The sequence below is a fragment of the Pseudogracilibacillus amylolyticus (SeqCode) genome, assembly GCF_051918545.1.
Classification (GTDB): Bacteria; Bacillota; Bacilli; order Bacillales; family Amphibacillaceae; genus Pseudogracilibacillus.
Genome location: NZ_JBPPZG010000104.1, coordinates 1 through 14,197 on the forward strand (window position 1 = coordinate 1; position 14,197 = coordinate 14,197).

Sequence of the window (14,197 nt, forward strand, 5' to 3'; positions counted from 1 at the left end):
TTCATCATCTGTGTCTTCGTCAGCATTTTCGTCTTCATCTACCGCTTCATCAGCCGGTTTTTCATCATCTGCGTCTTTGTCAGCATTTTCCTCTTCGTCCACTGGTTCATCTACAGGTTGCTCGTCATCTACGTCTTCGTCAGCATTTTCGTCTTCATCTACCGCTTCATCAGCCGGTTTTTCATCATCAGTGTCTTCATCATCATTTTCCTCTTCGTCCACTGGCTCATCAGCAGGTTGCTCGTCATCTGCGTCTTCATCTGTGTTTCCATCACTGTCTTGATCTTGATCAGTAGAACTTTCTTTATTCCAGTTCTTTTTGGCATGTGAACTGATGATTTTTCCTTTATCGGGAGATCCAGGAATTGTTTTTGCATAATGTGACACCATTTGTCCGTGGTTTTTAAACTCTTGCTCTTTGTCAATTTCATCTGCAAATACAGATGGTTCTGCTGCAAAAAATGCTGCTGTTAGCATTGAAGTTGACATTACAAACGGTAATACTTTTTTATTCATCTTTTTCCTATCGTGATTATAGTTTTTTACCAAGAATAATCAAGCTCCCTCTTTGTGATAATTTTTTAAATTAAACATTTTTACAAGCTAAATGGGAATAGCTTTTGACAAAAATGTATTGCTCCCTCCTTTTCAATAGATTCATAAATAAAAGGCCTGTTTTTTTATCTACAAATAATTTTGTAAATATTCGCAGTGACCTCTCTGCTTGTACTCTACTATAGCGAAAATAAAAATCGATACAATAACAGAAGTTCTACAAATATTTTAAAAATCGTTACTAATTATTACAGGAAAAATAATCCTTTAGTCCCGCTATTCCTCTGTGAAGTAGTCGAGCATTTGATTATTCCATATTTCAACATTTTCTACTGTAAATAGATTGAAATTAATCTCACTATACGGTGTAATAAAGGAAGGATCTACGTAATCTAAAATATATCTTTGGAGAGAAAATACATTGACATATAAACAGTTAAAGTGGTTTATCCTTTTAATTCCAACTGTAACGGTAGGCTTGTGGGAATATGTAAGACATGAATATTTACTGCCATATATATCGATGGATTTAGGGAACTGGTTAACACCATTTATCGTACTTTTTGTTACATTAACACTATTAACACGTTTTTTTACAAAATTAGAGCGAATGCAGGAACAATTAAGGATAGAACGCGCGGAAAAAGCAGTTTTAGAAGAAAGAGAACGAATTGCACATGATCTCCATGATGGGATGGCGCAATCTTTATTTTTATTATCCGTTAAAGTAAAGCAACTCGAAAAACTTGATGTGGCTGAAGATGATAAGCCCAAGTTAGCATCACTAAATAAAAGTATTATCGATATTCATCATTATGTACGGTCTGGATTGGAAAATTTAAGAAAGCCTCCTAGTAAACATGAGTTACTTTGTGAAGAATTATTAAATAAGCATATTAAAAAACTTGAAAATGAATCAAATCTTGAAGTGATAACATTATACGAAGTAAATGATGAAGAAATATCAAATAAAGAAAAGACGGAATTAACAGCCTGCATTGGTGAAGCGCTTGTTAATGTCCAAAAACATGCGAAGGCGACTAAGGTTATTATCGATATAAAAATAACTGACAAAGACCGTTATATCAACATTAAAGATGACGGAATTGGTTTTGATTTGGAAAAAGTTCTTCAGGAAGACCATTACGGTATTAAAATGATGCAGGAACGTTGTGCTAAAATAAATTGGCAATTAAAAATAAAGCGAAAAGAAGCGATGACGATCCTAACTTTTAAGCCAAAAAAAGGAGCCTAATATAAATGGAAAATCCAGTTAGAATAATGATTGTGGACGATCATCCAATGGCAAGAGAAGGAATGAAGGAAATATTGAATGAAGAAGAAACATTCAATATTGTAGGAGAGGCAACGACTGGAAAAGAGGCAGTTGAACAAACCGAAGCGTTCATGCCGGATTTAATTTTAATGGATATTAATTTACCCGATCTTAACGGTATGGAGGCAACTAGATTAATAAAAAGTAAATACCCATATGTAAAAATCGTCATGGTGACAGTTTCCGACGATATTGTTGATTTGTTTGAGTCGATAAAGAACGGTGCCCAAGGATATTTATTAAAACATGTGGAGCATGACTCGTGGATTCCTTATTTAAAAGCGATCATGAATGATGATGTGCAGATAGATAAACCGATTGCAAAACAGATATTACAAGAGTTTTCCAACCACCATTTGATAGCTGAGAATAAAAGAGATAGCTTATCAACGCGTGAACGGGAGATCCTAACATTAGTTGCTAATGGACTGACGAATAAAGAAATTTCGACTCGATTAGAAATTTCGGAGTATACGGTTAAAAACCATTTGAAAAATTTATTTCAAAAATTGCACTTAAATAACCGTGTACAATTAGCCAAATATGCTTACGAACACGGCTATTTAAGGGACTCGTAGTTTTTCTTCTATTGCATTAAAATAGAGTTGTTGAAATGTTTCATATAAACCAAGATTACGGTAGTCATGAATAGACCCATTACTAATGATTTCACCATTACTTAAAAACATCACTTCATCGGCAATTTTCTCTGCAACATGAAGGTCATGGGTAGAAAAAACAATCGTTTGTCCGGCCTTTTTAGCTTCTATCATAAGATTAGAAAATTCATTTATCCAGTATGGGTCTAATCCATTAGTCGGCTCATCTAAAATTAAAATATTTGGATGAGCTAAGAGCGCTTGAGCGAGTAAGAGCCGTTGTTTCATTCCTTTTGAAAACGTGCCTACTTTTTCTTTCTGTTTATCAAGTAAGCCGACTATTTCTAAAGTTTCACTTGTCCTTACCTCATTTATATTTTTCAGTTTTGCATAGAAGCGGATCGTCTCTTTTGCAGTAATTGACTTTTGGAATTGAAAGTCGTCAGGCATATAACCGAATTCTTTTGAAAAGTGTTTTTTATGTTTATGTTGATTAAGTCCATTAATCGTTACCGTACCAGTCGTTGGTTTAATTAGACCAATAATTAATCGAATTAACGTACTTTTTCCCGCACCGTTTCCTCCACATAATGCAAGGATTTTTCCCTTTTTTAATTGATAAGTCAAAGGTGCAAGTAATTGTTTTTTTCGTACACTTTTTGAAAGATTATTTAGTTCAATTGCTACATCATTTTGCTTCATTCTTATCTCCCCTACTCCAAATAAACCCACCAATAAAAATTGCTGCAATAATCCAGCAAATAAAAATGCTAAAGAAAATAAATAACCCATAGTCACTCGTTGCCCAAGTGATCCACATGTCATAATCAGCACCAAATGCAGAGCCTGCTCCTAACCTCATAATTGAAAAGACTCGTACAAACTCAGCTGGATTCAGAATTGTCAGCACTTGCAAAATGGGTTGGATTAGTTTATAAGATGGCAAATGACTAAGTGTTCCAATAACTAATAAGGGCCATATAATAACCGTTAAAAACCATACTCCGATACCGATAATAAGTGCTTGCCAACGATTTTTCGCAAATGAACCGATTAATAGTGCGATGCTTAAATAAACAAGTGCTAATATAGAAGAAAATATCCAAAAGAATAGTAAGGTTGAAAGTGTAAGTGCTTGGTTAAAGATTACGCTAATGATACCAGCGAGTCCGAAACTGAAAAATAGCATTGTTAATAAAATGACTGTAAGTCCAATCCATTTTCCCCATAAAAAACTGTAAGTAGAAAGTGGATAGGTGGAAAGCAATCCCCAGTGTCCATCTTCTTTCTCTACTGCAATGGAAAAGCCGCCCAACAAAAGGGTAATCAACGGTAATAAATATAAAATCATATTTATTACCGTTCCAGTCATATCTGTATACACTGCAGACGTTGCGACACCGGAATGTAACATGAAGATACCAATGGTAAAAATAGATAATAAAATTAAGAATGAATAGGTCCAAGAGTTTCTAAAACCTAATTTAATTTCCCTTTGAGCTACGGTTAAGATGCGCAACGTCACATCATTCCTTTCTTAGTATTATTCTTCCGTGTGTTCATCATGGTCTTCGTGCTCTTCATGATCTTCGTGCTCTTCATGTTCCCCATGATCCATCATTTCTTTATTCATTTTCCACTGGTGATTAGCAAGTGCTTCCGCATCTAAAATTTCGCCTTTTCCCTCTTCCTCGATAAAAGCTTCTGCATCTGCTTTTTCCTTAAATGAAATAACACCATACGCCATTGGGGTTTCAATTTCTTCATCATAGACAAATGTTGAATTCTTTATTTGTAACCATTCTTCTGTATTGAAGTCACGGACAAATTCAGCACCAATATCGTCTGTGCCATTTTCTTCTTTCCATTTGTGTAAACAACCTATATCATCAAACTTTAAAGCTTTGTCATTCGTTAAAATAATTTGAGTTGCATGCTCATTATTTGGGACTGCCATTGCACATACATCACAAACATCTGTATCATGAATTTCTTCAGGTTCGTATGCTAACTCTTCTGTTTCCTGCGTATCCGTATTTGAGTCTTCCGAGTTATTCGTAGCATCATTAGTAGTTTCATTTCCACATGCCGCTAAAACAATAGTAAAGATTGCTAAAACGATAAACAAAAAGTTAAATTTTTTCATTGTTTTCTTGCCCCCATTAAAATAATTGTTATACTCATACCTAATAAAATTGAACTACATAATAAAACTGCTGCTTGATTACCCGTCCTTGTTGAAGCTCCGGCTAAAGGGTTTTCCATCAGTGGAGATAAATCGGCAAGCCGCTCATCAACAGGTGTGTGTAATAACTGTTCGAGAAATAACATGCCAGGTGAATGAAATAACAAACGATAAGGTGGATATTCATTTGTTAAGTGAAGGTAAAATGGATCAATCTCATAGGTCAAATTGCTAATTTTGTCACCAGTTGTATCTAACCCAAGATGGTCTCCCCAATAATTTCGATTCGTATTATTATTAGCGCTTTCTTCAGCTTGCCCTTGAACGACATTCGCCGTAAAAGCATTGTGGGTGATCGTATTGTTTTTGGCTCGTTTAAATTGGATGCCAATAAAATTACTCTGTACAGCATTGGATGATAGGTTGTTATTACTAGAGTCTTCAATGAATATTCCGATACGATTATGTGCTATTTCATTTTCGGTAATAGTTGCATCGTTAACATCGAATAATAACAGTCCTAAAGATTGAACATTTTTTTGATTGTATTTAATGATGTTATTTTTGACCTTTGTTCCATCCGTTCCCATAACCATCATGCCACTTATATTTTCATACGACTCATTTTGTTCCAGCGATGTGTTTTCTGTAAACATCAAATGGTACCCATATCGCGAATTTGATACATAATTATTATAAATAGTTGTTTGATTACTACTTTCAATATAAATGCCGTCCTGAACATCTGTTATATGGGTGTTATGAATGAAATTATTATCTGATTTCCAGACATCAATCCCATGGTTACGGTTATTTAACGGTATCTCCTTTTTCCCATTGATCGTTATTTCAGATAACTCATTGTTATCTGCTTGATCTAAGCGAATACCATAGCTGTTTGTATCAATGTCTAGGTTTTTCAATTCATTATCTGTTCCTTGGATTAAAATTGCTGGTGAATCATTGTCGGTAGTTTGATATTGTAAAGTGATGTTCTCCAAAACGATATTGCTAGCCTGGATTGAAATAGCTGGTTGTTGTGAGTCATTTTGTATGATGACGCCTTTTTCCCCAATAAGATGTATCGGCTTATCAATATTTATATTTTCCACATATACCCCTGCATCTAATTGAATCGTGTCACCAGGATTTGCTTCATCAATTTGTTGTTGAATTGTAAGAGACTCTGCTTTAAAGCTAGTTGGGAATACGAAGAATAATAACAAACTATAACATAAAATTACGGGAACCCTTCTAATAAAAATCTCCCCCTTTCCCGAACGTTTATTATTCACTTATATATAAGGTATCACAAGAAGTTTTTTTACAAATGACTCTTAAGAGCTATAAAAAAGTCATTTTTAGTAACGAACTGTGACGTTATGGTGAACGCTGTTAAGTTGTAACAAACGACTTATGAAATAAAAAAAGCGACTAACCTAATTTGGTTATCGCTTTTACCCTCTATTGATTAAATTTTATTGTTCCTCGCCATTTCCAACTGTAACTTCTTTTTTAGGCATTGTGTGTAGATGTTGAGCATCTGTATGTGCATACATTTCAAATACTCCATCATGTTCAAATGTATATTCTGCAGTATATGTCCCATCGCCATTATTTTCTGCTTCGAGCATAACACTGTTATCTTCATCGCCAGATTCCCAAACTTCAAAATTAACTTCCGCATCTGTTTCTATATCGTCACCATACATAACCTCTGCTTTTAGTTCCACTGTTTCTCCAACCTCTATTGACTCAGGTACAATAAAGTCGACCTCGAGTGGAAGTACTTCATCCGTTTCTTCCTTGTTTCCCCCACATGCAGTTAGAAGTGTAATTGCCAAAACAGTCATGATTAAAAAAGTGATTCTTTTCAAGTAAACAACCCCCTATGATATAGTAAGTAAAACTTATAAAAGTCCTTTCTTTTCTAGTTTATTAAGATCGGCTAAAATTTCATCAATACTCTCTGCTTTTATTCCGTCATACCCTTTTATGATTTCCCCTTCTGGATTTACTAAGAAGAAGCGGGTATCGTGCATTACTTGATCATCCCCATATTCTGGCTCTTTTAAATATGCACGGAATGATTTAATGGATAACTCTTTAATAGTTTTCATATCATATCCCGTTAAAAAGCTCCATGTATTAAAATTTGCATCATATTGTTCCCCATATTCTTTTAAAACTTCAGGTGTATCGAAATCAGGATCAACACTAAAAGAAACAAATTGTACACGTAAATCTTGATCTTCCAGTTCTTTTTGTAATTTGGATAAATTACTTGTCATTGGTAAACAGACTGTTTCGCAGTTTGTAAAGATGAAGTCTGCGATCCACCACTTTCCATGTAAGTCATCTAAACTTAGTGTTTCATTATCTTGAGTTGTGAAAGAAAAATCAGCAACGTTTTCTGACATATTTGTGTCAATTGGAGGTTTATTACAAGCATTCAAAAACAGTATGAATATTGACATTCCAATTAATAAATGCCATTTCTTCATGTCATTCCTCCTCGTAAATATTCAAAAAGTCTATTCATAGCAATGAGGAGCCCCTTTCATTTTTTAACAGTAAATATAATAAAACTTTCTTGATTCGCTTACTGGCTAAGACCGCAACGCGCTTACTCGTCCTATCGAAGAGCATTTGCATTTTCGCTCACCCCATCGAAGAGCATTGTTGGGCACGTCCTGTGCGTCGTAAGTGCAATTTTTACTAGTCGTTTTAAGTCACGATGAATCGTCATTTTCAGTTCTTTGCTTACATCTGTTATTTTAACATTTTTCTTCATTTGAATAATTTCTCTTGCTCGTTGTGACTGCTCTATTGGTCTTCACTCCTGAAAGTAGCCTAGACAATAACAACTAACACATACATTAACATATTTTCACAAATACTTCTCAAAGTAAGCATGAATTTTCTATGAAAGATATGTGACAGTTATTATTATGTATGAATTATCGCCCGTACATTTATGTGTATATGGATAAAATAGGATTTGAAATTTATATATAAAGATGATAATATTTCTAAGGTTGGTTGAATAATTATGATGTTTTATGAATAATTATTTCTCTTTTTTATTTTTTAGGAGTTGAATCAAGTGAAGGAAAGAACTTATACGATAACAGATTATTTGAAATTTATTATCCCATCTCTATTAGGAGTATTTTTATTAACGACTCCTTTATCAATAAATGGTGAAGTAACTTTAGTCGTTGCTTTATGGACGGATTTTATTGAAAAACATTTAGGGACAATAATGCCTGCTATAGCCGTGATTCTCATATGTATATCATTTTTTGGCGCCATTTTTACAAAAGTTTTCCAACCGACGTCTATTTTAAAAAATAGTTTTTTAAGAGCCGTATTTTTCGTTGGGCCAATTGCTTTAACGACGAGAGGGCTTGCAACCTTATTTGGGTTACTTTCTTTATTTCAATTAGGGCCTGAATGGGTATGGTCAGATGATACAGGCGGAAATATCTTATTTGGATTATTAACAACACTAGTGGCCATTTTCTTTTTTGCAGGATATGTTTTGCCTTTATTACTCGATTTTGGGTTATTAGAATTGTTTGGGACAATCATGAAAAAAGTAATGCGCCCTATTTTTACATTACCGGGACGCTCATCAATTGATAGTCTTGTCTCCTGGTTAGGTGATGGAACAATTGGGGTCATGTTAACAAACAAACAATATGAAGAAGGTTATTATACGAAGCGGGAAGCCGCTGTGATTGGGACAACGTTTTCACTTGTATCGATTGATTTTACGATCGTTGTTTTATTAAAACTCGATTTAGCCCATATGTTTATCCCGTATTATGGAACGATTATCATTGCTGGACTTGCAGCTGCCATCATTATGCCGCGGATTCCACCACTATCTAAAAAAGCAGATACCTTTTATGAACAGGCAAAACCCCATGAGGAAGAAGTAATACCAGCTAATGTTTCCTTATTTAAATGGGGAATGGAAAAAGCTGCAGAACGGGCAAAAACGACAAAGTTTGCTCCTGTTTTAACAAGTGGAACACAAAATGTTTTAACGATGTGGCTAGAAGTAGTTCCGGTTGTCATGGCGATAGGAACAATTGCTACAATTATTGCAGAATTTACGCCAATATTCGCCTGGCTTGGCGCCCCATTTATTCCACTGTTAAATCTACTGCAAATTCCGGAAGCAACAGCCGCAGCACAGACAGTTGTGGTTGGGTTTGCAGATATGTTTTTACCAGCGATACTTGGAAGTGGAATTGAAAGTGAAATGACACGTTTTGTTATTGGTTGTTTATCGGTTACCCAATTGATTTATATGTCCGAAGTTGGCGCATTATTATTGGGGTCAAAACTACCATTAAATATGAAAGACTTAATTATCATATTTATTCTACGTACGCTTATCACATTACCGATTATTGCATTAATTGCGCATATTATATTTTAAGAGACGATTACAAGAGAAAAACGATTACAGAGTCTTTCTCTTGTTTTTTATTGAATTGATCATATTTTATCAAATAAAAAACGTTAAGTGGGAAGACCCCGACTTAACGTTTTCTTATTTAATATTAATTTTACGCGGTTTGCTCTCTTTACTTTTTGGTAGATTAATAAGCAAAATGCCGTTTTTATTCTCAGCCATTATTTCATCAGCATTTACGTTGTCAGGAAGCGTAAATGAGCGGTAAAAGGAACCATAGCTTTGTTCTACCATGTGTACTTTGTTTTCCTCATCTTCTGATTCCGTTTTCTGTTTACGCTCTCCTTTAATTGACATTGTATTTCCTTCTAGTTCAATATGAATGTCCTGTGGATCAACACCCGGAACTTCTACTTCAACTAAATAATGGTCTTTTTTCTCTTCAATATTACATTTTGGGGTAAAGCCTTGATTCATAAAAGATGGAGTCGGTATAAAGGAATCATTAAAAACACGTGAAAATAATCCGTCAACTTCATTTTTTAATCGTTGGATCGGATGTTCATTTGAGTTCCATGGTTTCATTGATTGCATAATACATTCTCCTTTCAAAATAGTATTCATAGTTATTTTACCACACTAATAATAAAATAAACTTGATAAAACACGGTTTTTATTAAAAAATAGTGACATTTTAGAGAGATTAGCAAACTTTTTTTACTCTATTATCCAAAAGAGTCATTTCAGTTGAATTTTCCCTCATTCATTTTAAAATATATATGGATAAAGTATTTCAAAATAGGAGGAGTATACCCAATGGAGAAGAAGCAATTCCAAGCTGAATCAAAGCGATTACTTGATTTGATGATTAACTCTATTTATTCGCAAAAAGAAGTGTTTTTACGTGAATTAATTTCAAATGCTAGTGATGCAATCGACAAAATTTACTATAAAACGTTAACTGATGACTCACTTACTTTTAATCGTGAAGATTACTACATAAAAGTAGTACCTAATAAAGAAAACAATACGTTAACCATTTTCGATACAGGAATCGGAATGACGCAAGAAGAATTGGAAGAAAATCTTGGAACAATTGCAAGAAGTGGTTCCCTAGCGTTTAAAGCCGAAAATGAGATGGAAGAAGACTTTGATATTATCGGTCAATTTGGTGTTGGGTTTTATGCTGCGTTTATGGTAGCTGATAAAGTAACCGTTGTAAGTAAGGCGTTTGGAAGTGACCAAGCTTATAAATGGGAATCAGAAGGTGCAGAAGGATATACGATTCAACCGGCAGAAAAAGCAGAAGTTGGTACTGAAATTACATTAACGTTAAAAGCGGATACGGAAGAAGAAAAATTCAGTGATTTTTTAGAAGAATTCCGTTTACAAGAAATTATCAAAAAGTATTCTGACTTCATTCGTTATCCAATTAAAATGGATGTTACAAAAAGTAAACCGAAAGAAGAAAACGAAGAAGAATATGTCGATTATGTGGAAGAAGAAACGATCAACAGCATGGTTCCGATCTGGCGCAAAAATAAGAGTGAATTAACAGACGAAGATTACGAGAATTTTTACCAGGAAAAACATTATGGTTTTGATAAACCACTAAAACATATTCATACAAGTGTAGACGGCACCATTCGTTATCATGCGATTTTGTATATCCCTGCAACAATGCCTTTCGATTATTATTCTAAAGAATATGAAAAAGGACTCGAACTTTATTCGAATGGCGTATTAATCATGAATAAATGTGCAGATCTTTTACCTGACTATTTCAGTTTCGTTAAAGGAATGGTTGATTCTGAGGATCTGTCGTTAAATATTTCTCGGGAAATGTTACAACATGATCGTCAGCTTAAAATGATTGAGAAAAATATAACTAGAAAAATTAAGACAGAGTTACAAAATATGCTAAAAAACGATCGTGAAAAATATGTAGAATTTTACAATGTATTTGGCAGACAGCTTAAATATGGCGTATACAGTGACTTTGGACAACATAAAGATGTGCTTCAGGATCTTTTGATGTTTTATTCTTCAACGGAGGAAAAGTTAGTTAGCTTAGCTGAATATGTATCTCGCATGCCTGAGGACCAAAAATATATTTATTATGCTACAGGAGAGTCCAATGATCGTATCGCAAAACTTCCTCAAACAGAAATGGTTGCAGAAAAAGGCTATGAAATTTTATATTTTACCGAGGATGTAGATGAGTTTGCTATCCGCATGCTGATGAACTATAAAGAAAAAGAATTTAAAAATGTTTCCAGCGGTGACCTTGGTCTAGAGTCGGAAGAAGAAAAGAAAGAAGCGGAAAAAGAAGCATCCGCTAATAAAGAGTTATTTGAAAAAATGAAGGAAATCTTGTCGGATAAAGTAAAAGAAGTAAAAGCTTCCAAACGGCTTCGTTCACATCCAGTCTGCTTCTCGACGGAAGGTGAAGTTTCCATCGAAATGGAAAAAGTCATGCAACAGATGCCAGATGGACAAGGGATTAAAGCGGATAAGGTGTTAGAAATTAATACAAACCATGAAGTTTTCAACGCTTTAAAAAATGCTTATGAACAAGATGAAGAAAAATTAAAACTATATACAAACCTTCTATACAATCAAGCAATGCTTATTGAAGGTTTGCCAATCGGTGACCCGGTTGAGTTTACAAATGATATTTGTAAAGTAATGGTTTGATTTTATAGTGGCTGGGACAAAAATTTGTGTGTGATAGGAAAAATCCGAACAGGAATATTGGTTCGGATTTTTTTATCATCACTTATGGAGAAAATAGCTATTTATGAACATTATTTGAAACAGAAGTTTCACCAACATTTTGGAAATAATGTAACAGAAATAGTTGCTAGTATTTAACATTAAATGAAACTTTGTTCAAAATATGATAGATTAATAGTGTAACAGAACCCTATCGCATTTGCGGGAGGGCTTTTTTAATAAAAAATAATTGGGAATGGAGAAAGCATCATTGGCAGAGAGAAAGTTAGACAGAACATTACAAATTAGAACAGTAGGATTAAGAGAATGGGGAAGTAAAGCGGCTGCATACAACCGGTATGAAGCAACTCCATATCGTGCATTGGATAAGCTGTTCGAAGTTTATACGTTTGAAGAGGACGACAGATTAGTTGATTTTGGCTGTGGTCGAGGAAGAGTAACGTTTTATGTTCATAATCAATTTAAAATTCCTGTCACAGGTGTAGAAGCAAATTATAAAACGTTTGATGAAGCGCTAAAAAATAAACGGACTTATCGGAAAAAAAGACAGCATATTAAAGCTCCTATAACATTGGAGTATGCTCTTGCTGAACAGTATGAAGTTAATGGGGAAGATAATTGTTTTTACTTTTTTAACCCTTTTTCCTTAAAAATTTTTAAAAGTGTTATTGGAAATATATTGAAGTCAGTTAAAAGAAATCGGAGGACAGTGGAGCTGATTTTGTATTATCCACTTCCAGAATTTAAGGAATTTCTGCGCTTAAGTACTCCTTTTGAAATGATTAATAAAATCAAAGTTCCTGGTGATCACGGGAAATATGGAAAATTTGTCATTTATCGTGCATTTTGAGTTTTTTGAGAGTCGGTGAAATAATTGTTGAACTTTGCTAAGCTAGTTATTCAGATCGGGATATTGTTTGCTGTTTATTCAATCGGTGCATGGATCCAGCAATATTTTAATTTATTTATCCCTGGTAGTGTCATTGGGCTTGTATTGATGTTTATTTTATTAACAACAGGGATATTAAAAGCAAATTGGATTGAAAAAGGAGCAAGATTCATGGTTAATCACCTTGTGCTTTTTTTTATTCCGGCTACAGTTGGCCTGTTAAATTACTATGATTTATTTAAAGGAAAAGGAATTTTTCTAATCGTGATAACAGTGGTCAGTACATTATTTGTTATGTTGGGTTCTGGAGTAACGAGTCAAATGCTTGCTAAGGAAAGGGACATTAGTAATGAATGATTTTATAATCGTTGCTCTCGTTATCATTGGTACAATTATCGCTTATTTATTTGCTAAATGGCTGTATAAAAGAATATACACGCCTTTATTACTACCAGTTGCTGTCGCTACGTTTGTCATCATTATTTTTCTAATTATTTTTAATATATCTTATGACACATATATGATTGGTGGAGAATGGATCAATGCATTTTTAGGGCCGGCTGTAGTCGCTTTGGCTTATCCTCTTTACGAAAACCGGAAGATATTAAAAAAACTGTTAGCTCCTTTGCTAGTTGGTACTGTCGTTGGATCATTTATTGGAGTAATAACTGGTGCTTTTTTGACCAAGATTCTCGGCTTTAATAAAGAGATGATATACTCGATTACACCAAAATCAGTTACAACACCTGTTGCTATGGATATTAGTGCTTCTTTAGGTGGGATTGACTCGTTAGCAGCAGTTTTTGTGATGATAGCGGGGATATCGGGGGCTATGTTCGGTACATATGTATTTAACGTTTTTCGGTTAACAAATCCAGTCGGTCGTGGTGTCGGATTAGGATCTGCTTCACACGCGATTGGAACAGCTAAAGCGTTGGAAAATAGCCAATTGGAGGGATCCATTAGTACGATTGCGATGATATTGAGTGCAGTGTTTGTTTCTATCATTACGCCATTTATCAGTTCACTTTTCATATAAAAAACAACTGGCATCGCTTCATACCAGTTGTTTTTTCTGTCTTTAGTGACGTTTTTGCAACCAAAGTACTCCAGATTTCGTAAGACGTGGAAGAAGTCCAGTTAGGGATTGGGAGAACATGCTTCCAAATCCATCCGATTTACCTAAAGATCCTAATGTTCCTCGTAGCCTTATTTCTTTTGGTTCTTTTGGCTGTTTTCCATCTAAAATATCTTCTAGAATAACTGCAACTTGCTCTCCTTGTTGGCCAGCCAATTGTCCACTAGGCGAATAATGCGAAGAAGCATTATCACCAATTACATAAATATTTTCATTTCCCGGCACTTGGAAAAATTTATTGACAACAATTTTATTTTGATTATCTTTTTGAAAAGGTAATTCTCTTACTATACGGTGTGGTTGAACTCCTGCCGTCCAAATTGTTACATC

The 14,197-nt window shown here is 34.4% G+C and carries 15 protein-coding genes and 2 pseudogenes; 7 read left to right on the forward strand and 10 right to left on the reverse strand.

The genetic code is table 11. From position 1 onward, the window contains the following. A pseudogene (locus ACPYKA_RS12240) lies at positions 1-549 on the reverse strand (hypothetical protein); the annotation flags it as partial. Positions 550-976: 427 nt separating this feature from the next. Between ACPYKA_RS12240 and ACPYKA_RS12245 the strand changes: the two are divergent. Together ACPYKA_RS12245 and ACPYKA_RS12250 are read left to right on the forward strand one after the other, a co-directional pair. Further along, the gene (locus ACPYKA_RS12245) at positions 977-1,810 is read left to right on the forward strand and encodes a sensor histidine kinase (protein ID WP_479542547.1); all 834 of its coding nucleotides are present in this window, start codon (positions 977-979) and stop codon (positions 1,808-1,810) included. Between the two features lie 5 nt (positions 1,811-1,815). After that, positions 1,816-2,469 carry a response regulator gene (locus ACPYKA_RS12250; protein ID WP_479542548.1) on the forward strand — a complete coding sequence of 218 codons (654 nt, stop codon included), beginning with the start codon at positions 1,816-1,818 and terminating at the stop codon, positions 2,467-2,469. Here the strand turns inward: ACPYKA_RS12250 and ACPYKA_RS12255 are convergent. The 7 genes from ACPYKA_RS12255 to ACPYKA_RS12285 all read right to left on the reverse strand — a co-directional run bounded on the left by ACPYKA_RS12255 (position 2,455) and on the right by ACPYKA_RS12285 (position 7,469). Continuing rightward, complete coding sequence (locus tag ACPYKA_RS12255; RefSeq protein ID WP_479542549.1) at positions 2,455-3,192, reverse strand: ABC transporter ATP-binding protein; 738 nt, start codon at positions 3,190-3,192, stop codon at positions 2,455-2,457. The two genes, ACPYKA_RS12250 and ACPYKA_RS12255, sit on opposite strands and share 15 nt — an antisense overlap. Next, positions 3,179-4,015, reverse strand: a complete 837-nt coding sequence (locus ACPYKA_RS12260; RefSeq protein WP_479542550.1) for an ABC transporter permease — start codon at positions 4,013-4,015, stop codon at positions 3,179-3,181. Before ACPYKA_RS12260 ends, ACPYKA_RS12255 begins: the two co-directional genes overlap by 14 nt. A gap of 18 nt (positions 4,016-4,033) precedes the next feature. Further along, entirely contained in the window at positions 4,034-4,636 is a 603-nt protein-coding gene (locus tag ACPYKA_RS12265; RefSeq protein WP_479542551.1) for a nitrous oxide reductase accessory protein NosL, read from the reverse strand. Beyond that, the gene (locus ACPYKA_RS12270) at positions 4,633-5,901 is read right to left on the reverse strand and encodes a right-handed parallel beta-helix repeat-containing protein (RefSeq protein ID WP_479542552.1); all 1,269 of its coding nucleotides are present in this window, start codon (positions 5,899-5,901) and stop codon (positions 4,633-4,635) included. Before ACPYKA_RS12270 ends, ACPYKA_RS12265 begins: the two co-directional genes overlap by 4 nt. Before the next feature lie 252 nt (positions 5,902-6,153). After that, entirely contained in the window at positions 6,154-6,552 is a 399-nt protein-coding gene (locus ACPYKA_RS12275; protein WP_479542553.1) for a FixH family protein, read from the reverse strand. A gap of 33 nt (positions 6,553-6,585) precedes the next feature. Beyond that, positions 6,586-7,179 (reverse strand): SCO family protein, encoded by a 594-nt coding sequence (locus tag ACPYKA_RS12280; protein WP_479542554.1) that lies wholly within the window; start codon positions 7,177-7,179, stop codon positions 6,586-6,588. A 131-nt stretch (positions 7,180-7,310) separates the two neighbouring features. After that, the gene (locus ACPYKA_RS12285; RefSeq protein ID WP_479542555.1) at positions 7,311-7,469 is read right to left on the reverse strand and encodes a hypothetical protein; all 159 of its coding nucleotides are present in this window, start codon (positions 7,467-7,469) and stop codon (positions 7,311-7,313) included. Positions 7,470-7,772: 303 nt separating this feature from the next. Here ACPYKA_RS12285 and ACPYKA_RS12290 point away from each other — a divergent pair, with 303 nt between their 5' ends. After that, positions 7,773-9,128: a YjiH family protein gene (locus ACPYKA_RS12290; RefSeq protein WP_479542556.1), complete on the forward strand. Its 1,356-nt coding sequence runs from the start codon at positions 7,773-7,775 to the stop codon at positions 9,126-9,128. 114 nt (positions 9,129-9,242) lie between these two features. On the opposite strand, the gene ACPYKA_RS12295 is transcribed toward ACPYKA_RS12290, so the two are convergent. Beyond that, positions 9,243-9,698 carry an Hsp20/alpha crystallin family protein gene (locus ACPYKA_RS12295; RefSeq protein ID WP_479542557.1) on the reverse strand — a complete coding sequence of 152 codons (456 nt, stop codon included), beginning with the start codon at positions 9,696-9,698 and terminating at the stop codon, positions 9,243-9,245. 222 nt (positions 9,699-9,920) lie between these two features. Between ACPYKA_RS12295 and htpG the strand changes: the two genes are divergently transcribed. The 4 genes from htpG (at position 9,921) to ACPYKA_RS12315 (ending at position 13,768) form a co-directional block, all read left to right on the forward strand. Continuing rightward, positions 9,921-11,801, forward strand: coding sequence for a molecular chaperone HtpG (gene htpG, locus ACPYKA_RS12300; RefSeq protein ID WP_479542558.1), 1,881 nt, complete (start codon positions 9,921-9,923; stop codon positions 11,799-11,801). A gap of 289 nt (positions 11,802-12,090) precedes the next feature. Then, on the forward strand, positions 12,091-12,690 hold the full coding sequence (locus ACPYKA_RS12305; protein WP_479542559.1) for an SAM-dependent methyltransferase: 600 nt from the start codon (positions 12,091-12,093) through the stop codon (positions 12,688-12,690). Between the two features lie 27 nt (positions 12,691-12,717). Then, on the forward strand, positions 12,718-13,086 hold the full coding sequence (locus ACPYKA_RS12310; protein WP_479542560.1) for a CidA/LrgA family protein: 369 nt from the start codon (positions 12,718-12,720) through the stop codon (positions 13,084-13,086). Next, positions 13,079-13,768, forward strand: a complete 690-nt coding sequence (locus ACPYKA_RS12315) for an LrgB family protein (RefSeq protein WP_479542561.1) — start codon at positions 13,079-13,081, stop codon at positions 13,766-13,768. The genes ACPYKA_RS12310 and ACPYKA_RS12315 overlap by 8 nt, the downstream gene beginning before the upstream one ends. A 42-nt stretch (positions 13,769-13,810) precedes the next feature. Here the strand turns inward: ACPYKA_RS12315 and ACPYKA_RS12320 are convergent. Then, positions 13,811-14,197, reverse strand: a pseudogene (locus ACPYKA_RS12320) (NAD(P)/FAD-dependent oxidoreductase); the annotation flags it as partial.